General features: G+C 41.9%; 24 protein-coding genes. All 24 read right to left on the bottom strand.

What is annotated here, in order from left to right:
• Positions 1-22: 22 nt before the first annotated feature.
• The 24 genes from AP75_RS00115 to AP75_RS14585 all read right to left on the bottom strand — a co-directional run bounded on the left by AP75_RS00115 (position 23) and on the right by AP75_RS14585 (position 23,349).
• The gene (locus AP75_RS00115; protein ID WP_088263347.1) at positions 23-2,395 is read right to left on the bottom strand and encodes a JAB domain-containing protein; all 2,373 of its coding nucleotides are present in this window, start codon (positions 2,393-2,395) and stop codon (positions 23-25) included.
• 12 nt (positions 2,396-2,407) lie between these two features.
• On the bottom strand, positions 2,408-3,130 hold the full coding sequence (locus tag AP75_RS00110; protein ID WP_031502714.1) for a hypothetical protein: 723 nt from the start codon (positions 3,128-3,130) through the stop codon (positions 2,408-2,410).
• On the bottom strand, positions 3,120-3,962 hold the full coding sequence (locus AP75_RS00105; RefSeq protein ID WP_088263346.1) for a M23 family metallopeptidase: 843 nt from the start codon (positions 3,960-3,962) through the stop codon (positions 3,120-3,122). The genes AP75_RS00110 and AP75_RS00105 overlap by 11 nt, the downstream gene beginning before the upstream one ends.
• On the bottom strand, positions 3,952-5,946 hold the full coding sequence (locus AP75_RS00100; protein WP_088263345.1) for a type IV secretion system DNA-binding domain-containing protein: 1,995 nt from the start codon (positions 5,944-5,946) through the stop codon (positions 3,952-3,954). Before AP75_RS00100 ends, AP75_RS00105 begins: the two co-directional genes overlap by 11 nt.
• 6 nt (positions 5,947-5,952) lie before the next feature.
• Positions 5,953-6,192 carry a hypothetical protein gene (locus AP75_RS00095; protein WP_024565601.1) on the bottom strand — a complete coding sequence of 80 codons (240 nt, stop codon included), beginning with the start codon at positions 6,190-6,192 and terminating at the stop codon, positions 5,953-5,955.
• A gap of 2 nt (positions 6,193-6,194) precedes the next feature.
• On the bottom strand, positions 6,195-7,064 hold the full coding sequence (locus AP75_RS00090) for a DUF4138 domain-containing protein (RefSeq protein ID WP_088263344.1): 870 nt from the start codon (positions 7,062-7,064) through the stop codon (positions 6,195-6,197).
• A gap of 2 nt (positions 7,065-7,066) precedes the next feature.
• On the bottom strand, positions 7,067-8,275 hold the full coding sequence (gene traM / locus AP75_RS00085) for a conjugative transposon protein TraM (RefSeq protein WP_088263425.1): 1,209 nt from the start codon (positions 8,273-8,275) through the stop codon (positions 7,067-7,069).
• Complete coding sequence (locus AP75_RS00080; RefSeq protein ID WP_031503767.1) at positions 8,271-8,624, bottom strand: hypothetical protein; 354 nt, start codon at positions 8,622-8,624, stop codon at positions 8,271-8,273. The genes traM and AP75_RS00080 overlap by 5 nt, the downstream gene beginning before the upstream one ends.
• 2 nt (positions 8,625-8,626) lie before the next feature.
• On the bottom strand, positions 8,627-9,241 hold the full coding sequence (traK, locus tag AP75_RS00075; RefSeq protein ID WP_024565597.1) for a conjugative transposon protein TraK: 615 nt from the start codon (positions 9,239-9,241) through the stop codon (positions 8,627-8,629).
• Between the two features lie 5 nt (positions 9,242-9,246).
• A complete protein-coding gene (locus AP75_RS00070) occupies positions 9,247-10,269 on the bottom strand; it encodes a hypothetical protein (protein ID WP_242589735.1) in 1,023 nt (340 codons plus the stop codon).
• Between the two features lie 230 nt (positions 10,270-10,499).
• A complete protein-coding gene (locus AP75_RS00065) occupies positions 10,500-11,330 on the bottom strand; it encodes a hypothetical protein (RefSeq protein WP_024565595.1) in 831 nt (276 codons plus the stop codon).
• Positions 11,331-11,334: 4 nt separating this feature from the next.
• A complete protein-coding gene (locus tag AP75_RS00060; protein WP_088263343.1) occupies positions 11,335-12,000 on the bottom strand; it encodes a hypothetical protein in 666 nt (221 codons plus the stop codon).
• Between the two features lie 2 nt (positions 12,001-12,002).
• The gene (locus AP75_RS00055) at positions 12,003-12,710 is read right to left on the bottom strand and encodes a hypothetical protein (RefSeq protein WP_242589734.1); all 708 of its coding nucleotides are present in this window, start codon (positions 12,708-12,710) and stop codon (positions 12,003-12,005) included.
• Positions 12,711-12,752: 42 nt separating this feature from the next.
• Positions 12,753-13,472, bottom strand: a complete 720-nt coding sequence (locus AP75_RS00050) for a hypothetical protein (RefSeq protein ID WP_242589733.1) — start codon at positions 13,470-13,472, stop codon at positions 12,753-12,755.
• The gene (locus tag AP75_RS00045; protein ID WP_088263342.1) at positions 13,459-16,533 is read right to left on the bottom strand and encodes a TraG family conjugative transposon ATPase; all 3,075 of its coding nucleotides are present in this window, start codon (positions 16,531-16,533) and stop codon (positions 13,459-13,461) included. The genes AP75_RS00050 and AP75_RS00045 overlap by 14 nt, the downstream gene beginning before the upstream one ends.
• The gene (locus tag AP75_RS00040) at positions 16,505-16,819 is read right to left on the bottom strand and encodes a hypothetical protein (RefSeq protein WP_031502054.1); all 315 of its coding nucleotides are present in this window, start codon (positions 16,817-16,819) and stop codon (positions 16,505-16,507) included. Before AP75_RS00040 ends, AP75_RS00045 begins: the two co-directional genes overlap by 29 nt.
• Before the next feature lies 1 nt (position 16,820).
• Positions 16,821-17,144, bottom strand: coding sequence for a DUF4134 domain-containing protein (locus AP75_RS00035; protein WP_024565589.1), 324 nt, complete (start codon positions 17,142-17,144; stop codon positions 16,821-16,823).
• A gap of 35 nt (positions 17,145-17,179) precedes the next feature.
• On the bottom strand, positions 17,180-17,713 hold the full coding sequence (locus tag AP75_RS00030; RefSeq protein ID WP_024565588.1) for a hypothetical protein: 534 nt from the start codon (positions 17,711-17,713) through the stop codon (positions 17,180-17,182).
• Positions 17,714-17,775: 62 nt separating this feature from the next.
• Positions 17,776-18,429 carry a ParA family protein gene (locus tag AP75_RS00025; protein WP_031504716.1) on the bottom strand — a complete coding sequence of 218 codons (654 nt, stop codon included), beginning with the start codon at positions 18,427-18,429 and terminating at the stop codon, positions 17,776-17,778.
• A 2-nt stretch (positions 18,430-18,431) separates the two neighbouring features.
• Positions 18,432-19,901: a relaxase/mobilization nuclease domain-containing protein gene (locus tag AP75_RS00020; RefSeq protein WP_088263341.1), complete on the bottom strand. Its 1,470-nt coding sequence runs from the start codon at positions 19,899-19,901 to the stop codon at positions 18,432-18,434.
• On the bottom strand, positions 19,898-20,257 hold the full coding sequence (locus AP75_RS00015) for a hypothetical protein (RefSeq protein WP_031504657.1): 360 nt from the start codon (positions 20,255-20,257) through the stop codon (positions 19,898-19,900). The genes AP75_RS00020 and AP75_RS00015 overlap by 4 nt, the downstream gene beginning before the upstream one ends.
• A 27-nt stretch (positions 20,258-20,284) precedes the next feature.
• Positions 20,285-21,079, bottom strand: a complete 795-nt coding sequence (locus AP75_RS00010; RefSeq protein ID WP_088263340.1) for a hypothetical protein — start codon at positions 21,077-21,079, stop codon at positions 20,285-20,287.
• A gap of 844 nt (positions 21,080-21,923) precedes the next feature.
• Positions 21,924-22,703: an HlyD family efflux transporter periplasmic adaptor subunit gene (locus AP75_RS14590; RefSeq protein ID WP_242589732.1), complete on the bottom strand. Its 780-nt coding sequence runs from the start codon at positions 22,701-22,703 to the stop codon at positions 21,924-21,926.
• Complete coding sequence (locus AP75_RS14585; RefSeq protein WP_242589731.1) at positions 22,687-23,349, bottom strand: HlyD family secretion protein; 663 nt, start codon at positions 23,347-23,349, stop codon at positions 22,687-22,689. The genes AP75_RS14590 and AP75_RS14585 overlap by 17 nt, the downstream gene beginning before the upstream one ends.
• Between the last annotated feature and the right edge of the window lie 149 nt (positions 23,350-23,498).

Raw genomic sequence — 23,498 nt, 5'->3', positions numbered from 1 at the left:
GATAATAGTCAGGTATTATTTATTATCGTTTGATGCTCTGCTCCTTCACATGGGCTTTTTCCTGTTTTTCTTCATTCTCCAGTCCCTGCAAAGGTTTGTTGGTGTTGATGCGGTTCATGTCGCTGTCGTAAAGGTTCAGGTTTTTATACTGCGGATTGAGCACCGCTTTTCCTTCCACTATTTTGTCGTCCATTTCAAATTTCACTTTCACCACATTTCCTTTTTCAAGGGATTTGATGGTATTTTCCCTGTATTCGGGCTTGTCGAAAACGAGATTGGCTTTTTCCACGATTTTGTCGGTATCGACACCGTAGTTTTCGTAGAAATTCTGGAACATATAGTTTCCTTTTTCCGTCTTTGGCTCCTCGAAGTTGAACTGCACGAAGGCGGTTTCCGACTGGTCGCTTTTGGGGTTGTGGAACTCGATTTTCACGCTCCGTCCCTCCAAAAGGTTTACGGCTTCTTTCGCTGTAAAGGTATTTTCTCTGTTTACGGAAAAATTGTGGGTGATTTCTTCGCCTTTCTCGTTCTTCAATTGGGCGTCGTAGGAATTGAGGAAAACGCCGCCGCTTTCCGTCTTGTTAAATTTCAAGGCAAAATCAACCTTGTTTCCGGGCAGCGCCTTGTCCGAGGAAGTTTTGATTTCAAATTGCTGGTTTTTGGACTTGATGCCTTTTTCCAATTCTTTGTGAAGCTTTTCGTCTTCGCCGAAACCGAGGTATTTAAGCTGATTTTTTAGATAATCTACCTGGTTGAATTCTTTCTGTGTTTCCATAATGTTTGGGGTTTGATTGTTAAAATATTCTTTGTTTTTATTTGGTTGTTGTGTTGATGTATTGACGTTCATTTTGGCGTAATCCTTTTTAGAAGGCTCTCCAATGATATCGTCTATCGAAAATCCTGACCTTGTGGCATCCCTTTCTTCATTAAACCTCGAATGAAAATTACTTTGGCTGAATAAATTGCTCCGTTTTTTTTCATCGGGGAGAAAAAGGCTTTTAAGGGAGTCGATAATTTTTTCCGTTTCATCATTTCCCTCGTAGTTAAGCAGTTCTCCGCCAACGAATAGCAAAACATGGTCTTCCGGCTTGCGATACAGCTGGATTTTTGAGGCAATCTGGCTATAGTTCTCTTTGTCGTCTTCGGTTAAGGAGATTTCAAATTCGTGCTTGGTATGACCTTCTGAATCGTCAATGAATAGTTTGACGTAATCTTTTTGTGGTCGTTCTTCCATATTTGTAAAACTTTTAGAGTAACTATCATTTTGGTTGCTTTCCGATACGCCGACAATGGGTTCCGCATTCAGATGGTTCTTGCTGAATTTATCCAAAAGGTGGTCATAGACGTTGATTTTGGTCTTTTCGTAAAGGGAGTGGTAGTTTCCGCTTTCCAATAAAATCGCATCCAAAGCCGTGAACCCCATCAGTTCGAGTTTGTCGCGGTATTCCTTGTACATCTGCTCGTTTACATTGTTTCCATAAAGGATGACACCCGTTCCGGCGTGAATCGTCATCAGTTCGGTCAGTTTCTCGAACTGTCGATGCTGCGGAAGAATGAATTTCCCAACGATGTCGTTCGCATTGTTCAGGATGATGGCTTCCGTCTTGTCGGACAGTCCAAACTTTTGGCTTGAAATGTAGGCGGCGGAATCTTCGGGACTGTTGATTTTGAACGGCTGATAATTGGCGGCAAAAATCTGCTTGTTAAAGGAAAAGGTGCTGACTTTTCCCTGCTGTTGATTTTGCTCGGAAAGTTCCAGAACACGGTCGCTTCCCAAATCTCCGTTGAATACCAAATATTTCCCCGAACGCAGATTGATGACGATGCCGTCTTCCACCTTTATTCCTGTATGGTCGAAAATTTCGTGCAGTCTTTGCAACATGAGTCGGTCATGTTTGCTCGAAATCAGTTGTCCGCTCGGATGGTTGTGGACGAGCGTGATGCTTTCGGGCTGCATTTTGAAGACGTTTCCCGTCAACAACCGTAAATCCACAACGGTGGAAGTAATTCCGCCTGTCGAAAGATGTTGAACGAGATAACTGTCGTCCTTGAATTTGTAGAGTGCAAAGGTGTGTTCCACCGCCTCGTCTTCAAGCGCACGGAAAAGCCAAGCCACATCGTTCACATCAGAAATTTTGGTTCCCGCCATGAATGAAAGACTTTTGTTTTCCGAAAACTGCCGCTCTACGAGCGCAAAGTCATTGGCGTAACCTTGATTGTCCTTTTCCCGTAGGATGGCGGAATTTGGGTCAGCATCATTTCTCCCACTGAAAAGTTTGTACGGTAATACTTCGCCCGTCGAAGTTTTAAGATATTGCGTATCCTCGTCCGTCGGAAATTGGAAATTCGTGTTCGGTCCATATTTGCTCTGGTAATTGATCGTTTCTGCTTCCATTATTTCAAAAATTTATCTGCGGAATCCACGGCGTTTTTCCTGTTCCTGTTCGATTTCCTGTTCGATTTCTTCTTCCTGCTCTTCCCGGTTTCTGTTCGCGTCTTCGTACCTATCCCTGTCATTGACGTTCAGGTCAATTTCGGAATTGCCACCTTTTGAAATCTGCTTCTCATCGGGTGAGATGCTGTTTACGGTGTTGATTTCTCTGGAAACGATGTTCAAGTCGTTGGAAATTTCCTTGGCGATTTCGGGATATTGGTCGATTTTATCCATCAGAAAATTTTTCAGTTTCTGAAGTTCGTTTTTGTAGCGGTTCATTTCCGCGACATCCTTCTTGTCGGCAATGATTGCGGTGAGTTCGGTGGCATTTTTAATGAGGTCGAACTCGGCGACGATGTTGTTTTCCTTGTCGTAGATGAATGCCTTTTTTTCAAGCGAAAGTTTCTTCTCATTTTTGTTTGAAAGGTCTTGAATAGTGGAATACTCAATTCCATCCTTGCTGTTTCTGAGGATTTCGGAGATGCTTTTATCCCGCTCCAGAAAGTTGACTTTCAGTCGGGTGTTGTTTTCCGTGAGTTGGAAAGTTGCCCTGTTTTTGTCGTTGTCTGCGACAATCGTGTAGCCCTGCAGAAATTTTTGGATGTCGTCCGCTTTCAGTTTTTTTGAAAATGACAAATCTTCATTGATGATTCCGAACTTTTTTAGTTCTTCGGTTGGTAGGTTTTCAGTTTGCATAGTACGTTGCTATTAAATTGTTTGCTTTGTTTAGGTCGTTTAAGAAATGGTAGGGATTGATGCTTTGTCCAAACTCCTTTACCGCAAAATGCAGGTGCGGTCCGGTAGAATTCCCTGTGTTCCCACTTTTCCCGATGATAAATCCCGCCCTCACTTTTTTCCCGACTTTGTAGAAGATTTCGGAGAGGTGCAGATAAGAGGTTTCAAATCGGTTGAAATGTTTGATTTTGATGTAGTTTCCACCGCCTTTGGAATCCCAACCGGATTCGGTAATTATTCCGTCAAGGACCGCGTGAACATCTTCATAGTTGGCTTTTAGGTCAATTCCGTTGTGCATTTTTGCAGTTCCGAAAATTGGATGAATACGTGTTCCATAGAGAGAAGTCACGGTAATTCTGTTTAAGGGCATGTAAGCCCCCAAACCCCCAAAGGGGGCTTTCTGGACTTCCTTTTCATCATTTTCTTTACGTTGAAAATTTTGCATCAGTTCAAATAGTGAATCTTTCATCTTTTTGTAGTCCACGTTACTTTGATTATTTCCATTATGGTAATTTTTAAGCATCGTCTTTAGAGAGTCGATTTGACTCGTTAACATCTTCATTGAACCTTCTGTTTCGTTTTTCAGTTCCGATTTCGGGGTGATGTTGAAGATTTCCTTCCACAATTTTTTCTCCTTTTTTTGATTGGAACTTTCTTCTTTTTGGATTTCCACCATTTTGAAGTCTTCCGTTTTCTGCGGTTTCGTCGGCATCAGCGTATTGAATTGAGCCTTGGAAAAACCGTTCGCAAAAAGGAGAATTGTTAATGCTATTATTGTCTTTCTATTTTTCATTTTTAGTAAATTCGTTTACGATTAATTCGACCTCTTTATTGATTTTTCTGAAGTTGGTCATCAGGACATCGTTTTTCCTATTATTTCCCATTTTGTCGACAAATGAGTAATAGGAAGGCATTTTGACATAATTATTTTCTTCCTCCTTGATGGTTTTCATATCTAAATTGATTTTTCCGTTCATCGCAGAAGTTTTGTATTCTTCGGTGTCGTTTTCCTCGCCCTGTGCAATCATTCCGACCATTTCCCCAGTTTTAAGTGTCGCAATTTTTCCTGCGGGAATCATAAAGTCCATTTTCTCGTTGATGCTGGTCGTCGTTCCTTGCTGGGAGATGGACTGGGAATAGGATTTCTGCTTGATTTTTCCGAACAGTTTCTCCAGCCATTCCAAAGTATTTTTGTCCCTCGCAGAACCGGAAAGGATATTTCCGACAATGGCGGAAATGGTGTCGGCAACTTCTTTTTTGTAAAACTGCCGGAGTTGCGGAATTTCCTGAAGTCCCAATAAGACCGCCACTTTGTTGCTCCTTGCTGTCGCCACCACGTTGTCAATTTTATGGATGTAGATGGTCGGAAACTCGTCCGCGATGATTCCTCCCGGCAAATTGTGTTTGGAGTTGATGAGTCGCAAAGTCCTGTTCAAAACGGATGAATAAAGGGCGGAATTGATGTCCTGCGTTCCTGGATCGGATGCCAAAATCAGGATGGAAGGATTCTCCCTGTTCGTAATTTTTAGTTCCACTTCGTCGCCCGAAAACACCCAGAAACTTTCCTTGGTCGCCAATCGTGAGAGAAATATCTTCAAGGTTCCGACCTGTCCCTCCAACTGGTCAAATGCCTTGTTTTCATACGCCGTCTTAAAGGGAGAAAGCAGTGAGAATATTTCCTCGTTGGTAAAAAGTGTGTCAAAAATCTCCTTGTAACTTCGGTTCATAAAGGACAGGATATGTGGTAAATCCGAATATTTTCCGTCCTCGTAGGTGGCAAAAAAGTAGATACTCGACGAAAGAAAGTTGATGGCAGATTGGGTGAAAAAAGCATCGGAACCGCCTCCCGAACTTGAACCTCCCTTTTGGAGCGAGGATACCATAGACTCCGCCATTTCCTGTGCTTCCGCCAAAGTTTGGATGTATTCCTTTTTGAACGGGTTTACCCTTTTGGATTTTTCAACCTCGTTTAGATTGATGACATGAAAATCGTATTCATACCCCGAATCTTTGCTTTTCTTCAACAGATAATGGTAGTAGGCAATCTGCGCCAAATCGGGAAACTTGAAATCGTAAATACACAGGCAGAAGCCTTTCGCTATCATTTGCCTGATTGCGGGATTGATGATTCCGAAAGACTTTCCACTTCCAGGCGTTCCAATCACCATCGTCCCACGAAATGGATTGATATTGACCCATCCCTTGTTGATTTTTTTACTGTATCTGAAGAGATATGGGATATTGATCGAGGTGTCCGTTTCTACAAGTTCCTGATTTTGGGCAAAACTTTCTTCCTCTACATTCCATCGGTCTTTTCCCATTTTTTGTTGCATGAGTTTTGAGATGGCGTCTGCTCCCATTTGAAGGATTACTGCACCCAAAAAAGACAATACGGCATAGATGACCTGATAAAGATTCAGCGCAGGAAAAATTTTAGGGAGTTTGGAGTTTCCTGCCTCGTTTTGCCAAACGAGTGAAGAAAAAATCATCAACAAGCCCAATATCATGGGGATTACGATTTCCGTGGCGATGTTCAAATCCTTTTTCTTCTTCGCCTTTGTCCCGACAGCGACCAATCCAATGAGAATCAGGGTCGCAAACTTTGCGTTGATGGGTGGGAAAAAGAAACTCATCTTCGAGAAATTTTTCAATAGGTTTGAAACTATAATAATATCTGCATCGAGGTAGAAAAGCGACGCACAATCCAATGCCACGACCGCATAAACCGCCTTCTGAAGGAATCCGTAAATCTTAATTTGGTGTTGTTGTTCCTGCATTACTTCCTATAAATTGTAGTTTTTTAAAAACTCTTTCTCTTTTTCCTCAATACGGTCTTTACCATAAATCTTCACTGCAATCTCCTTATACCACGCTTTCAGATAAGCCATTTTTATAATTTCCTTTTCTATTTCCTTCTTTGCTTTTCTGAGACGGAATAAAAAAAATATGGATATGCAAGAAGCGATGAAAGCGATGAACGCCAGGAGAAGGACAATAATTAATTCTGTTGGTAATGGGTTCATAACTAAAATGTATCTGCTTTTAAAATGTCTGAATAATTCACCTTCATCTCGATGGTTCTTCCCGAGAGTTGTTCCTCAATCAGGCGGATCATCATCACCTTGCTGTTCGGAAAAGTGAATTTTTTGAAGACATAGATGTTTCTGAAATTTTTCCTGAAATGTTTCGGGGCGTAAAGTCTAAAAATCGGTGTCATTTCGATGCTTTGATTGTTGGTCGCCTTATAGATTTTTTTGTCCTCGATGGAAAATTTAAGGTCTTCGATATCGTAACTCAGGTTCGAGCTGTTTTTGAAGGTCATATCGAGAAAGATATAGTCGCTGATGACGTACACATTGTTGAGCTGCATACTAAGTTTAAGGTCTTTCTGCTCCCTGATTGGATTTTCTTCCGTCTTCTTCTTTATGATGTCCATCGCAAACTTGGTCAGCTCCAAGTTGGAAAAACGGGTTTTGTCCAGTTCAATCGGCTGCATCTCTTCTGGCTGGATATGGATGTTGGTCACGGTGTTTTTGTTTTCCGAATTTCTGTAAATAGCCTTGTATTGGGCAATAAAAGACTGACCTACAACGGTTATTATTCCTATTTTGTCGCCATTCAATAAAGAGGTGGTTTTTGCCTTTTCCTTTGGGTCGGTGTTGGCAGGAGTATCGGTGATTTTGATTCTCGCAATATTGGTATTAGGCAAATCTCCCGTGAGTTTTTGGGTGGACAAATCCACATATTGAATCGGTTCGGGTGAGATGATATGCAGGTTAACGCCCTCTGTAACGATCAATTCTGGTAAATCCGAGATGACTTGTTCTTTAGTAGCTGTTTGTGCAGATAAAAAATGGGTAATGATTAAGAATAGTATAAAAAATGTATTTTTCATTGTTATTTTTTTTGTTGGTTTTGTGAGTCTTTAAGCTGTTTTTCGTCGATTAGAAATACATAGGAGTTGTATTTCAGCTTGGCTTTGTTGGTTTTAATGAGGTTGGCGATGGATTTTGATGTAGACGTGAAGAGTTTGGAGCCGATGCTCGTGAAAAATCCCTGTCCGCCCATATCCATCTGTGTTCCCTGTACAGAGTTGCTTCCCATTTCCCGAATCATGTCCCTGAAGACGCTTTGTGGAACATAGAGCCCCTTCATGCCGTCGATGTCGTAGATGGAGAGATTGACGGGTAAAATTTCTCCCTTTGTAAATACCGACACAATCTTGAGGTCAACCCGCTGCATAGAAAATCCCGAGATTTGTCCGTAAAGGATGGAACCTTTATCAATTTTTTTGTTGCCGACGAAGATGTCTTCCAATAATCGGAACCGGATTCTGCTTCCCAGAAATCCTTTGTTATTCTCATCAATCACGGCTTTGATGAAGCTGTTCTCATTTTCCCTGTAGAAGGCATTGAATTCGCTGTTGATTCCCGACTTGCCGACATTGAAGGTAGAATTGAGGAACTCGTCCATTTTTTCCTTGTTTGCCTTGAGTTTCTGTTCCGCCAATAGTTTGGCTTGGTATTCGGGATCCCGCGCTTTTTCCAAGGAATCCATGACGAGCATCTGCTGTTTCAGATATTTTACGGGGTCTTGCTGTGCATTTTGATTACTAGATTTTTGATTTTCTGAAAGTTGCTCATTTTCCTGTTTCCCGTAGGACTTGTCGTTCAGCATTCGGATGATTTCAGAAGACCTCTTGAAATCCTTGTCCTCATTTTGCTGTTTTGGATTGTAATAGGAAGAGTTGCCTCCTTTTGACGCCTGCTGATTTTGTGTGCTCGATACCGCCTTTAGTGAGTCGATCTTTCTTTTCTGGTCAAATGATAACTGGTCTTCATAGCTAAGCAGGCTGTCCTGTTCCTTGTCCAATCCTCCGAGCATCGTCCTGTTGTCGTCCTTCTTGAAAAAGGCGTCGTATGCATCGTTCTTCGTCATGATGGAATCGCGTGTTTCTCCCAGTGAAAGGGAAAGTTCTTTAGGCTTATCTTTTTTCGAGGTATCCTCTTTGGTAAATTGGGTACCTACATACACAAAGAGCAGCAGCAACGGCAATGCTAGAAGGGGCATCACATATTTTTTTTCCTTAAAGTTGATTTTCTTAATGTCCATGTTGCAGTTCTTGGTATTGGTTGTACAGGTATTCTATTCTCAGGCTGTCTTCTTTTTGGAGTTCTTTTTGGTCTCTTTTCATTTTTAAAATTTTGAGTTCATTAACTATTTTCTCCATCTCTTTTTCTTGGTTTTTATTAATTTGCTGGGTCGTGTTGCTTTTGGAATAGAGGTTTGGGGGCTTGATTTTAAATGTCGACTGGCTCGGAAAGAAAATTCCCTGTATCAGCGATCCGATAAAAGACACGGAGAGAAAAACCATCGAATGGGTGAAAAACTTCTTCGGATTTTTTGCCGCCCATTCCAATCCCTTTTTTGCGGTTTGTTTTAGAAAATTTTTCATCTTTAATAGGAATTTTTGGTTTGGTTGGAGATTTCCTCGTTGTCGATAATCCTCCAATTTTTAAGCATCACACCGTGCGGATTGTTTGGACTTCGGATGATGTCCTCAAAGTATCCTTCGGTAATCAATTTTCTTGTAATCACGGCAGACTTTCTGGTAATCATCTGCTTTCCGAAAAAGGAGAATTTCTGTTGCTCCATATTGAGCGAGATGGAATCCGTATGAATACTGACCATGGAACTGGAGGCCACAATCTGGTTGTAGAAGCCTTTTTCCTTGAGATTGGTGTATTCTTTTTTTCCGCTGTCGTCAATGAGGTACAGTGATTTTTGAATATTCTCCTTGATGTAGGCATCATCGGGAGCCAAGGTGAAAAATAGTCGGTGGAACAGTTCAATTTGGGCTTTGTATTCTACGGGTCTGTTTAACAAGACATCGGTCTGCTTTGCCAGTACCGGAACCCCGTTGTCCAAAATGTAGATGGATTTTCTTGAATCCTGAATCATCCGATAGGCAAAGAAGAAGCCCGCCAATACGATAATTACGGCAAATGCTATTGTTCCCAGCGAAACTACCTTGTTGATTTTTATTCTTTGTTCGATATTTTTGATCAGCATCTTATTTATTTTTTGTTGTTATTCATCGCACTGTTGACCATTCCCGATGCGGAACCTGATGCAGCCGATTTTGCTGCTGCTCCCGCTACGGAAGCTCCACCGGTTTTGGCTGCCAATACCGTTGTTTTAGCGGCACTCGCCATTCTTCCAGCAGCACTCTTCATCTTGGTCATCGCACCTGCACCTCCCGCTGTAACAATGGTGTCGGCAATGGTGGGCGTCATCAAAACCCCGATTCCCGTCACGATGTAGGCGACACAGGTAAAAAGTCCATTGTAAATCATTCCGGAATTGCTCACATAGACCATCAAGGCGTCCAGATTGGTGATGGTTCCGTTCGTTAAAAGGGTGTCGTATCGCTCAATCTCCATCTCGTAACCCGAAGCGATCAGTTGCTGACCGATATTGATGATGGTATAGGCAACAAAGGTGTACAGGTTGATGTTGATGAACTTGGAAACCCAGCTGTACAGCGAGTTTTCAAATCCTGGAACGAGTGCCATTCCCACAGCGATAGGTCCCAGAATAATAAGGATGTAGGCCCAAATTTTTTGGATGAAGAAAATAAGGTAGACACAGATTCGAAGGATGGAAAGGCAAACGAACTCGATAATTTCTGCAACCAGTTTTTGGAGCTGGAACTCCATCCGTAACTGCCATTCCTTGATGGGTTGGATGAGTTTGTCGAGTCCCTCGCTGATGTCGAACCAAGAGTCGTCTGCATCTTTGCCGGTGTTGTTGATTACGTCCTGCTTCGCATCCTCGTCGGCTTTCAGTTTGATGACGGCATCGAGTAGCTGCTGCTGTTTCTTGAATCGTTGAATCCTCAAATCATTCACTTCGGACTCAATGTCGCTGAAAATGGCGATTCCCGGTTCTGCAATGGCTTCAAAGGGTGCCTGAATCAGATTGACAAAACCACTCCAATACACCAGGGTAAATCCAATGAGGATTGGTTTGAGCATCGGGGTGATTTCCCATTCCCGGTCGCCCGCCGCCATTTGCCAACCCATGTATCCGAGATACATCAACGCTCCCAGTCCTCCGATCGCCCTTCCAACCAAAGCGGATCCGACAGCACCGTCTTGAACGCTGTTGTCCAGTTTGGTAAAGACCTCCATAAACCATTTCTCAAATGCGCCGTCGCCCTTTAGAAATTGGAGCAGGTTGCTGTAGTCGCCGTCGGTTTGGGCAAAGCCGATTATCGGCAGCAATATTGCCAAGAGGCAAAATAAGGGTGTAGTATTTCTTTTCATCACTAAAATTTATGTTTGTACTGCTGCATCGTGTTGTGGATGATCTGCTTGTCGGAAGCGGGAGTCCAAGCCTGTGGCAATGCATAAGGCGAATGGTTTTTCAGAATATTTTTATAGTCCAAAAGAAGTGTCGTCTTATCGTTGTGTTTCCTTAATTCCTGCACGAACCTTCTCCATTTGATAAGGGTGTCATGGTACATCAAAAAGCGTTTTCCTCTCGGCATATCCATCGACCTCGACATTGAATATTTTTCCTTGATTAAGTCCAATTCCTCCTGAAGTCTTTTTAAAGTTCCCGTGGTATTGAGCGTTTCGTAGGTTTGCTGGTTCTTCAGCCTCCATTCGATAAAGTTTTGAGGATTGTCTGGAAATTCGGTAATGGGTCTGAGCATCCTTTTGTAGTAGAGCAACCAGAGCGGGTCTGCATCGACCGTCGCCGAAGTCCAATGGGCAAAGTCTTGGACGCTTCTTTTATAGATGGTGTCGGATGCCGCCTTTATCTTTTTTGCCTCTTCCTCTTGAAATTTCACTTGGGCAAAACGCTGGTTTTGAAGTCCCGTCGGTTTTAGCGGTCGGATATCTTCTCCATCCTTATAATCCCTGTTTCTGCTGGGAGCCCACATTCCCCAAACGGTGGCATACGCGAAGTTGGTCTGAATCCCCAAAAGGTATTTTGGATAGGGACGCCAATCGCCCCAACTCTGGAACACCATCCTTTTGTGCTGGGCTACGATGGAGGGGTCGTTCAAACGCTTTACGGTAAACTGCCCGAATACGCCGACTGCTGTCAGCAAGAGCGGAACGAGGGCAAATTTTTTAACTAATTTTTTCATCTTTTTAATTGAATATGTATTTGTATTTCTGGATAATGTCTCCGACAATCGCCCTGTCGATATTGAGGTAGTTTCTTAGCACTGGAACCTGGTACAGGTACGGAATCTTCTTGGCGTTTTCTAACCGCAATATGATGTAGAGGATGTTTCCATTGATGTTCCGAACTCGGGTAAACACCTTTTCAATAAGCATCTCCCTGTCCATCGGATCCATCAGGAAATCCTTGTTCTCGTTCAAAATATCCTGCGCGACTTCCTGCTTGAGTTTTAAGGTCTGTTTGCCGATTTCGACATAGTATTTGGAAACCAAGACGGCATATTCCGGATGTTGCGCCGATAAGTCCAGCATCTTGTTGGAGTTGTTCGCCACCTTTCCCAGATATTGGTACAGGTAGATTAACTTTTTGCTCTGCGTAAGTGCCGAGTTGACATTTTTTAACTGCTGGTAGATGTATTCCTGAATGGCTATGACCTGTGCGGTCTGGCTTTTAATGTCGTCGTACAGTTCCTTCTGTTTTTCATAAGAGTTTAGAAAAGCCTGCTCGCTTCCAAGCCTTACGCCGTGGTTGGTGGTCATCTGCGCCAAGAGTTTGTCGTTGATGACAATCTGCTGTCCGCTTACCAAACCAACATAAAAAAACAAGATTCCTCCAATAAATAGTTTTCTCATTTTTAAAAGGATTTAATGTTTTTCATAATGTTCTCGACCACTTGTTTGTCCCGATTCACATAGTATTGAAAGGCTCTTTTGTTTCGTAAAACTTTTGCCTTGATGTCCCGAATCTTTAAAAGCATATGGGTAGAATTTCTGCTCAGCGTCTTGACTTCTCCCGAGGCATAATCCAATAAAATCTTGCGCTCCGACTTTTCCATCTGGTTCATTGCCCCATAGGAAACCACAATCCCGACAATCAGCCTCGTCACCATTTGCAGATCGTCCACAAACTGAACTTGTGAAGGCAGAACCGCGATGATGGAATAGGGAGCCGTACTGATTTCATGGATAATGGCTTGCTGGTTTTGGGTGATTTTCGTAATCTCCCTGCTCATCGCAATTCCTGTGGGAATCGCCTGAATGGCGAACGATACGATTCTAAGCCTGTCCTGAATTTTGGTCACCTTGTCCTTGAAATTGTTCCACTGGGTTTTGTTGGCGGTTTCCACCGTGGCATTGGCAATCTGGTTTTTCCGCATCTCCTTCTGCCTTTCGTTTTCATCCATCGTCGCCTTAATTTCAAGATTCATCATCGGAAAGGAGACGTTTTCCTGCTGCCAAGACGGCGTGGAACCGCCACTGGATGAAGTGAGAATGATATACGCCAGCAAGCCCCCAAACCCCCAAAGTGGGCTTTTTAAAGCGTTAATTATGGGATGTTTCATTTTCATCTTATTTTTTACATTGTTCCCCTTTGGAGACAGGGGCTAGAAATTTCTTTTATATCGGTTCATGATATTTTCCACAATGCCCTTGTCGGTATTGATGTATCCTGCAAATGGATTGATGGAGTTCCAGAATCCCAAACGGTTGGCTTTTTCCAGTCTCAACTTGATCGCAAGAAGCCACAGCTTGAGGTTTTTCACGTTCTCGGAAATGTTGTGCAGTATCTTGTAACGGTCTCCTGCGGTCGCAAGGTTCAGTTCTCCCGAGGCGAGTATGTCGGACACATCGGTCACGATTTTCAGGCTCTGTTCGTAGGTTTTTTGTGAAGCCTTTACCCCGAATATCGTATATTGCGGATGCTGTGAAGCCAATTGTACGACTTGTGAGGAATAATTGTAGCATTTGTTGAGTTCGGAGTAGATTTCCTTTACCTGGATTCCGTTCTGCAATGTTCCCGACACTTCCTTCAGACCTTTCAGTATCTTATTCTGAATGTCGTTGGCAACCACCATCTGTGTTCCCACCCATGCTTGGGCATCTTTCAATTTGGAGGTTTCGTCAATCACATCGTTCTGCTTTGCCTCCAGGTTTTCTGAATAGAGAATCATTGCCGCCGTTACCGTCGGGTCGATGTAGGTGTTTTGGGAGAAGCCCCCTGTCCCCCAAAGGGGGAGAAGTGAAAATAGAAGCCTCACCCAAACCCTCTCCAAAGGAGAGGGAGTTTTTCGTGTGTTCCTTAAAGAGGTTTTATGCGTTTTCATATTTTAGATTTTGGCTGTTGATTAATTCTGAAAAATGGATATTTCGGTTTTCTAATTCCTGCGAGATAATTTTGAAGATATTTTGCCCTTTGTTGGTCTTCTTCATCATACTGTAATAGGAAACCACTTTTTTGTCCAATGGCTTCTGGTAAAGGTTGACGAGCGATACCAAGTTTTCGAGGCTGTCTCCAAAATTTTTCAAATCATCCACAATCTTGAGCAAAGCCTCGTCGTAGTTTCCGTATTGTTGGACATAGTATTCGACTGCGGATTTTTCGGGTTTTTCCGTGGTGTAGGTTAAATACTGCTCCAAGGAAACCTCATTGCCGTAAACTTCTCCTTTGGAACCCCGCTTCAGATAAAATTCCTTGAAACGGCTTCTTCCAAACTTGTTGTTTAAATTATTGATGGTGAAAATCTTGTTTTGCTCCACCTTGTTCAATGAAAGCAGTGAGGCGATCTTGTCGAAGTTGTCCTTAAACTTCGTCTGGTCTAACAATATGAAGGTATCGGAGTTGTTGATGATGCTGTTTTTTACGACAGCATTTCCGATGATGTCGTCCAATTCCTGTGTAACGACCACGGCTTCTCCCCAAAACTTTCTTACGGTTTTGTAGAGATAGAGAATATATCCGCCCATCAATTTGCTGGCAATCGCCTTCCACGCCTCCTCGATGATGAGCGCCTTTCTGCGGTCTTTTCGGAGCCGCATCTTTTGGATGAACGTGTCCATGATGATGAGCGTCACGATTGGAAACAGTTTCGGGTTGTCCTTTACATTGTCGATTTCAAAGACGATAAATGGTTCGTCAAAGAGCGTATTGTCTGCACTTTCGTTGAGTGTAGTTCCGTATCTTCCGCCTTTGTAGAAATCCTTTAACACGAACAGGAATGTCCTTAAATTAAATTCCTTTTCGGTGATGTGGTGTTTCTTATTGTTCAGGTAAAGGGGAAGAAATTTATCGCAGTAGTCATAGAATCCGTTGAAGGAAAGTTCTTTTGCCTCCAATTTTTCTTCGAGTTCCTTTATCTTTTTGATAATGGTTTTTCGGAAGGACTCATTCCATTCCTCCGCCGTTTTCGGCTGCCTGATAATTTTGTTGGACTTGATTAATATGAGTTGGGTTTCATTGTAGATTTTTCTCTTGTCTTCATCGTTCAGGGTTTCATAAGCTTCGTAAACCTTGTAGAATTTTTCGCTGTCGTAATTCGGGTTGTTCATATTCTTGTCCGGATGATATTCGATGGCGAGTTTTCGGAAAGCCTCCTTAATCTCGTCAGAACCTGCATCGAAAGCGATTCCCAAAATATCGTAATAGTTGTACTGTCCGTTCGACTGGTTCTCATAATCTGAAATAATGTCTTCCTCGTGGATGTTGTATTTGTTCAGATAGAGAATGAGTTCCTCCGAGGTCTTATACTCATACCACCTGGTTCCCGAATTGAAATATTGGTGGTAATACGACATCAGCACATTGTCCAAAATAGATTTTTGTGCGGACGACATCGTGGCATCGGGACCTTGCCAAATCAGGAAAATCAAATTGGTCAAAAATTCTATTTTTTCGATGTTGAACTCTTTCTTGTCCATCAAAAAAGGATTCATGGTGATTGGTTTTTCTTCAGTGTATTGGATGTATCTCCCGCCTTTGTATTTGCAGGTTCCCGAATAGGAATCTCCCGTGTCCACAATGACCACGTCATAATTGTAGGTCAGGTATTGCTCAACGATATTGTTCATCAGGAAGGACTTTCCAGAACCTGACGGACCGAGGACAAACTTGTTTCGGTTGTTGATTCTTCCTGTCTTCATCGGCAAGTCCGCCGGATCAACTTTCAATGGAACGCCTTGTCGGTCGGTAAAACGCAGATAAAAATTGGATTCCTCGTTCACGGGGTAACTTTCTTTAAAAAAAAAACACAAGGCCGCTTCGCTTGTCGTCATAAATAAATCGTATTCCCGAAGTTCCGTGGCATTGCCCGGAATGGCGGAGCGAAATAGTTCGAGCTGGTTGTAGGCGTTCTTGGAGACGATAATTCCTTTCGTGAAAAGCTTGTTCTCGATCATCGACTGTATTCCTTCCATTTTTTCCAGTGTATGTGTTGAAAATATTAGAGAGAAATGGGCATTGACCACGAGTTGTCCGTCGATGGCGATATTGTGGAGAAGCGTTTGGATTTCTTCCGCAATAATGGCGTTGGATGGAGAGTTGTTTGCCGCCCCCTCGTGCTTCTTTTTCTTTTTGTCGAGTTCCCGCTGTTGTTGCGCCTGCAGAGGAATGGTGATGACCTGATTGTAGATGATGGTTTCGTAATCCTCCAATTCGTTGATGAAGGTGAAGTTGTCCACCGCCGTTTCCGAGGCTGCTCCGTTTCCTCCCAATATGGAAAAAGGATCTATTTCTGCAGGCAGGTCGATATTTTCGACATCCACATAGGAAATATTTTTGACGAAGAGGTTTCCGATTTGGAGATATTCGTTGGTACTTTTGATATTGTCAAAAACCGGGGTTTTTGTAAACTGCATCGACAATACGCCCGAAATGTAGTATTCAAATTCTTTCTCGAATAAGAATTGGGGTTCGCAGCCGCTCTGCTTTAATAGCATCAACACCTTTTGGCATTTGTCGCGGAGTTCCTTGTAACTTTTTTCGGAAAATTGGTAATGCTTGTTTTTCTTCTTGAGTTTGTCCTCCACAATGTCTGTAAAAAGAATTACCGTTTCAATGGTTTTAAATAGTCTTCCGTCAAAATGCTCGGAATATTTTTGCTGGAGGAACTGGTTGGAGGATTCGGCGGTATATCTCTTTTTGGAAAAGATGTCGAGTTTTTGAACGATTCTTCCTTCGCCAATAATGGAGACCACCTGATTCAAGACGGTATGGAAGTTTAGGTAGTTGTCGGGGTCGGCGGAATATTGCTCCACAATATTCTTGATCCTGATGCCGATAATTGGATTTCCGTATTGTCCGAAGAGGACATCAAAATCCCACCCAAAATCCTTTCCGTAATCGTAGCCGATGAAGGGAATGTCAAATGCCTGTTTCTTTGTCTTTACCATCTTTTAGAAATCTTTTGTTGTTGAGTCTTTTTGGGAAAATGAATATCTGGTCAAAATTTTTGGTCTTGTCGTAGAGTCCGTTTTTGTCCTGCCTCTTGAAAATAAGGTAGACACCTCCCGCGGTTACCAATAAACCTAATAGCGAACCCAGCAATCCGAATTTGGATAAGATGAGTGCCGCGACGACACCTGCGCCGATGACGGCTACCGCATAAATGATGTATTTGCCTTTGAGTCCGAAGAATACAAGGGGTTTTTTGAGCCCCTTGTACAGGTAATATCCCATCTTAAGCAAAGAATGCGGTTACAAATTCCGGAACCACGATAAGGAAGATCATCGCCCCGCCATAGCCGAGGATTTCTTTGTTGACATCCTGGTCGCCGTTCGTCCACTTGTTGTACACCCTCAAGCCTCCGATAAATCCTACGAGTCCACCGACTGCCTTTAATATCAGCTTGATGGGATCCCAATAGTCCTTAATGTCGGAAGCGGCGTTGGAGATGGCGGTCGCTCCGCCCTGCGCAAGCATCGGGGTCATCGCCAGCATCACCAATGCAAGGGTTAGAACTTTCTTTTTTGACACGTTTTTTCTGATAAAATTTTTCATCATTTTTAAAATTTAGGTTAGTTATATGGGTATATTGGTTACATTGTCGAATGGTAAACCTTTTGTCCCTCAATATTGTCCACCAGTTTCACATTGGTTTCCGAGAGGCTCACAAATTCTTTCCATTGGTCTTTCTTGTTCTGTGCATCATTTTTTTTCTTGGAAACTATTGGTTCAATAATTTCTGGCTTTTTTATGGTTTCGGTTTCCTGTGGAGGAGTTTCATGGTGTTTGGTTTCGGGCTGTTTTGGACTCGTCTCATCCAAATCCTCTTCCGCCTCAAACCGTTTCCTCAATTCTTCCAGACTGGGATTGTCTTCAAAATTGTTCTGTCTCGGAATCGGAATGGGTTCGCTTTTTAGGAACGATTTCGGGGTTTTGAGATTTTCCACATCCTCAATGCCGATCAAGGTGGGTTCCTCATTCTCCGCCTGTGCAAAGTCGCCGAGTGAGTATTCTTCTGCAACATTGGTCAGAATGGTTTTCTCTTTTTTTAGGAAAAGGTCGTACACGATATTTCCGACATAGTACAGAAAGTAGGCTCCTAAAAGGATGAGTGAGTATTTTAACATGATGGTTGTATTTGAGGTTTGTGGTTTTTTGGATTCTTTTTTCTTGTCCCTTTTGTCTTCCCTTAAAGCGCAACTTTTTTGACCTCGCTGATCTTCTGTATAATTTCGTCGAACGGCTTCTTTACGGCGTATTTTTGCTCGTAGGTGAGTTTTCGGGTGTCGATGGTTTGGAGGCAGTTTCTTTTGAACACCGGATTTTCTAGCAGAGTTCCGTATTTTGCCAACTCTATATCCATTTCCTTTTGGTTGAGATATTTGTAGCCTTTGTCGTATTTGGAGCGGATGAAGATTCTTTCCGCCTCGCTTTCCAATAAACCAAGAAGATTTTTGAATACCAGCGTCGATTTTACGGAAACATCGGAATACTCGAAGGGAATGATGATAAAGTCGCTGTACACCAAGACATCGCTGTATCTCTGGTCAAGCGTTCCCGCCAAATCGAACAGGAACAGGTCTTTGCTTTCTTTCAGGTCGACAACCTGTTCCAAGTCCTCGAAAGGCGGTTCATCGTCATCTTCGCCGATAACTTCTACGTCATACAGTTTGGGCAGTTCCGAGTCCGCATCCTCCCTCCATTTGTTGAAAAAGGATTTTTGGTAGTCGAAATCATACACCTTGATCTTCCTTGTGGTAATTCCGGAAAGATAGTTGGCGAAAGCGATGGCGAGGGTGGTTTTCCCTGTTCCGCCTTTTTGCGTGGCAAATGTGATGATCATTCTTATGTTCTTTTTTTGTTTTTGCGTTTTTTTCTTAACTCTTCTTCGGCAGGGTCTTTTCCTGCTCCTCTCGATGGTTTGGTGAATTGGAAAATCAGGTCGTCTATGCTTCTGTCCAGTTGTTTGGAAAGATTTTCATCTCTATCTTCCGATGCCAATTCTTGGCTTGGATTGAGGAATTTTTGATAGGCTTTCTCGCCAATTAAATTTTCCAATGCTCCCACATAATGCAGTTTGGAGTGGACGGCATAATATTTTCCCTCTTCCGATTTTATGAGGTGGACATCGTTATTTTTCTGTGTTTCGACATAATCCTTTACATCGTTTTTTATGGCGCTGAAAACCTCCCTGTTCTTTATTTTCTTGGACTCGAAAAGCATAAATTCTTTTACTGCGTTTTCGGGATTCTGGCGTTTTAGATGCTCCATTAAAATTTGTTTTGAAAAACTGTCCGCCAGATTGTAGTCCTTTAGACTTTCAAATAGTTTCTTGTCTATTTTTTCATCGGTCAGCTCAAACAGTTCGTTCATCTTCATGATCTCGCTTCCCTTGAACACCTTTCCCGACTTATGGTCGATGATGCTGTATCCGAATGGCTTTTGTCCGTCCTTGTGGTGGAAAACCATATCCAGTCCGAAGATGTCCCGCAATTTTTTCTGGAGTTCGCTCTCGAACTCAATCTTGGGTTTCCAATGCCCGTTGTGTCTTTCCTCTGGTAGCATTGATTCCTGCAACCTTTTATCCTCTACCTTGAAGACTTTGTTGGAACAGAGGTCTTTATATCTGCTCAAAATGGCTTTCAGCTGTCTCTTTCGCCCGTTGTCCGAATTGGGAGTAAAACTGATTTGGTTACCGTAGATGGTTTTAAGTTTTACCCCGTTCTTCAGAATGGAAAAGTCATTTTCATTATTTGTGTCTTTGGTGAGTTTGAACCCGCTTCTTTCAAGTAGGAGTTCCAGTTGGCTGATGGAACCGATTTGATAGTTTAGCAGTTTTTCTAATTTTTCCTCGGAACTTATTCCGTATCGTTTTTCCAGTAGGTCAGCAAGTGCTTTTTGGGCTTTCAACCGCTCGTAACTGTCGTTGATTTTCTTTCCAGTCTGCTTGTCAACCCTTGTGGAGACTATATGAACGTGGTTGTTCTCGGTGTCGCTGTGGTAAACCACAATAAACGGCTGTTTTCCATAGCCCATTTCCTGCATGAAGTCTTTGGCGATCTCGGTTAGTTCCTCTTTGCTATGGTTCTGATATTTTGCAGAAATCACGGCGTGGAACTGGGGTTTCTTTACCTTTTCATTTTTTGAGATGGATTTGAAGTAGTCCCGAACCTGTTCCGGACTGCTGTCCCCATTGATGAAGGAGGGAAAGTTTTTCATCAGCATCAGTTCTCCTGTTCCTTTTTCGACCTTTTTGTCGTTGTATTGGACTCCGTGAAAATCCGTGCCTGAAGCAGGAATAATCTTGACAATCATTTTGCGAGCATTTCATAGATCTTTTTGAAGATTTGGTTTTGCTGCTTCTTCAATTTGGTGATTTCTGAAAGCTTTGCGGTGAAGTTTTTCAGTTCTGACTCCGAAATGAACTTTTGCCCGTTTGCAATTTTAGCTACCTGGTTGATGTTGGACTCTATCTTGATGAAGACGTTGTCTTGTTTTTCAATGAACGCCAGTATCTGTCTTCTTTCGTTGTCTAAAATTCTGTTCTCAACTGATGCCGTCAGTAAGTCGGTCAATGTGAGGTTTTTCTCTTTGCATAGTTTTTTCCAGTTTTCCTTTCTGGATTTTTGAACCCTTATGAGAATCTGGTCTTCTTTTCCTTCGTTTCCCATTTTGAGTGGTTCTTTATCTTGTTTTTTTTATGGTAGATATGGTTTGATCCAGTTGGAATATCCCTGAACTTCGCCGTAGGTATAGTAGGAAGTGGACATCGCCTTTAGGGAGGTTTGCGGAATCTGGATGCTGTAATTCTCTAGCAGTGCCGGAAAATATTGTGTGGAATTTTCCGTATGCAGTAAGACAATCTGGTTGGGGATGTATCCGATGTCGCTGTAGATGCTCGCAATGCTGATGAAGGCGTTTCCCGTAATCGGTGCGGAATCTGAAGACCTGTACATCTGAAACCATACGTTTACAATTCCCTGTACTTTTCTGAACAATACCGCTCCCTTTAGACCTCCGAAATTTTTGGTTCCGATGGTGTAGTATTTTGAGGCGGTAAGATAGGCGTGGCTATTTCCCGAATAGTTTACAGGGGCAGACCATGTTGAAGTTGCCGTAAGTGCGGCGGTGCTGTTGGGATCGAAGGTGAGTACGATTCTGTATTCGACAGGCCGCTTCTCCTTTACAAAATTCTGCCATACGTTTCCGTCAAAATAATACATTCCAACTTCTGAAATATTGATGACCTGTCCCGAAAGATTGGAAGCCGGAGCGGTGGCAAATACTACCGCGCCCTTTTTTGACTGCGTGTAAAACTTGTTCGCCAACTGGTCACCCGTTATCCTTGGAGGGATAATACCGTCATAATGTGAGGTGTCGTTTGGTTTTCCTACTACGTCAAAAGTAGTTTCGGGTGTCTGTGTGTTTATTCCGACCTGCGCATTGAGTTTGATGGCAAAAAGTGTCAGCAGAAGATAGAAGGTTGCTTTCATTTTTTTGTTTAAAATTTCTGTTGCAAAATTGGGACATCAAATCCGTGAAAACAATAGTGTTCATGGGGCGTGGGCTAAATAAGAACAATTTAGACGAGTTTAGATTCTCCGAAGATTAAAAAAGAATAATTTAGACGAGTTTAGATGCTTGAACCTGATTTGGTGAATAAAAAAAACAAGTTCCGCAGTTTTTTTCCCTTTTGCAAAAAGGCAAGATCGTCTTTGTATCATCAACTTGAAAAGTTGTATATACAAAGACACATCTTGCAACAAAAGTTTACTGATTTTTTTAGAGGTCTGAAAAGGTTCTTCGAATGCTTATATTAGGGTTGTTTTGCGGTTTTTTATGATAAAGTTGCTTTGGAAGGAAAAAAACATGGAAAACGGGGAGAATTGAGGTGTAACTTTTCTACCCACGTTTGCGAGTAGGATGTGGCTGATTTACGCAGGTTGCATGATAACCTGTAGCTAAATTACCCAACTTATTGAAAAAGATAAGTTTATTTGGTGCAGGTTTTGAAGGAAGGTGTGTCTTTTTATCATTAAAATTTTTGTCAGAATGCTTATCATTTAGGAAATTGTAGGGTGGGTCTATTTTACCCAGGTTGATTTTGAACTTGTGTCTATTTTTCGCAGGTGGTTACTTTGGGAGTGCATATTTAACAAAAGAATCGGAAGGACTGAAAATTCTGTAGATGATTATTTCAGAGTTATTTTTTAGATTTTAGTTTAGATAATCTTGGAATTAAAAATAATGAAAAAGATTCTCTTGGAAATGGGCTTTTTTACGCGGCTTTGTGATTGGGATGTGCCCAATTTACGCAGGTTGAAAAATTGCCTGTGGTTAAATCAGGCAGGTTTTTGAAAAAGATGACTTTATTTGTTGAGAATTTGCACTAATAATGCACGGAAATCCCTCGTTTCTGTAAGAAATCTTAGCATTAACAATTATTTTTTTAAAAAAAACATCAAGCTTGCTACCCAACAATTTCCTAATTTGATAGAAAAACCTTTCAATAAGCCTTAAATCCTCGGTGACAATCTCGGCACTTCCTTTGAGCTCTCTGTCAAATGGCAACTTTTTCCCAAAAGAAGTCCGCAATCCTTTTGGAAGCAAAACGTCAACATAATAGTTCCCTTTATCATCTGGAGTAAGAGAAATGTTTTGGACCTTGCCTTCAACGATTCCATATTCTTGGTATCGGTAATTATCAAGCTTTACTAAAACCTTTTGATTTGGTTTAACTTTACCAAAATTGACGGATGGAATCAACATCCGACCAACAACTAATTCCTTATCATTGGGTAGAACAGACATCACAATATCACCGGGTTTTACAAATTGGTTCTCGCCCCAAAATTGTTGGAAACTAACTACTCCTTCAGTAGAACAAATAATGAGATAATTTTGTTCCCATTGTCTCAGTGATTTTCTTAGCTGTTCAAATAATTGGAGCGTTTGGGAGCTGTATGTAATCTTATCTTTCTCAGTATTTATTGATGCACCGCTTTTGGTTTTATTTAGATTTGAAACCGCTTCCTGCATCTGTGACAATGTTATATTGATATTTTTCAAATTTTGTTCTGCTTGTAGAAATTTTGTTTTTTCATTTTCTAGTTCCATCGCGGCAATTACACCTTGATTGAACAATTCTTGGGAGCGCAAGTATTTTTTTGGTAAGGTCAAATTTTGTAACTTCTAAGTTCCGCTGCTGTTGTAATGTAGCAATCCTTGCCCTGTATTCCCCAAGACTTTGGTTTGCTGCAATATTTTCAGGAGCATAGGGCTTAAGACGAGTAAAAAGTTTTTCATCCTGCAATGCTTTTGCAAAACTATTGTATTCTCCCTGTATTTCGCCAAGTTTGAAGGTTGATGCCTGTTGAGTAGGGAAGTAGAGAACTTGTGATGATGACATTGAATCAACTATATCTTTTAGAGCTAGAATATCCTTGTAATCAGCAGCTGACTGAAGCACCATCATGACTTGATTTTTATTTACAGACTGATGATCTTTCACTAAAATTTTTTCAATTTTAGAATTTGTTCTTGCTTCAAGTTTTTCAGGTGGATTTTTGGAAGTTACGACTATGGGGGCAGGTATAAACTCAGGATATTTAATTACATAACTCATCAAGAGAACCATCAGGAGAATGACGAAAATTACCGTGTTTCCCCATCGAATCATCCAATGTGGCGGCTGCGTGAGAATATCCTGCACGTTTTCTGAACGTAGTTCAAGATTGTCTAATATGTCTTTTTCCTTTTCCAATTTATTATTAAATTTTAAAATGTCCCAAATACGTCATAACAATATCCAAACTCTTTGTATTAACTGTGGAGCCATCATGAATACAATTATCTGTTGGAGCTATATAGTTGGTCCTTAAATCCTCCGTAGATTTTTTTTTGTAGCCATTT

Origin of the sequence: Kaistella haifensis DSM 19056 (assembly GCF_000735695.2) — a bacterium.
Classification (GTDB): Bacteria; Bacteroidota; Bacteroidia; order Flavobacteriales; family Weeksellaceae; genus Kaistella; species Kaistella haifensis.
The sequence above is the reverse complement of the archived record's forward strand: the minus strand, read 5'-3'. Positions and strand labels throughout refer to the sequence as shown.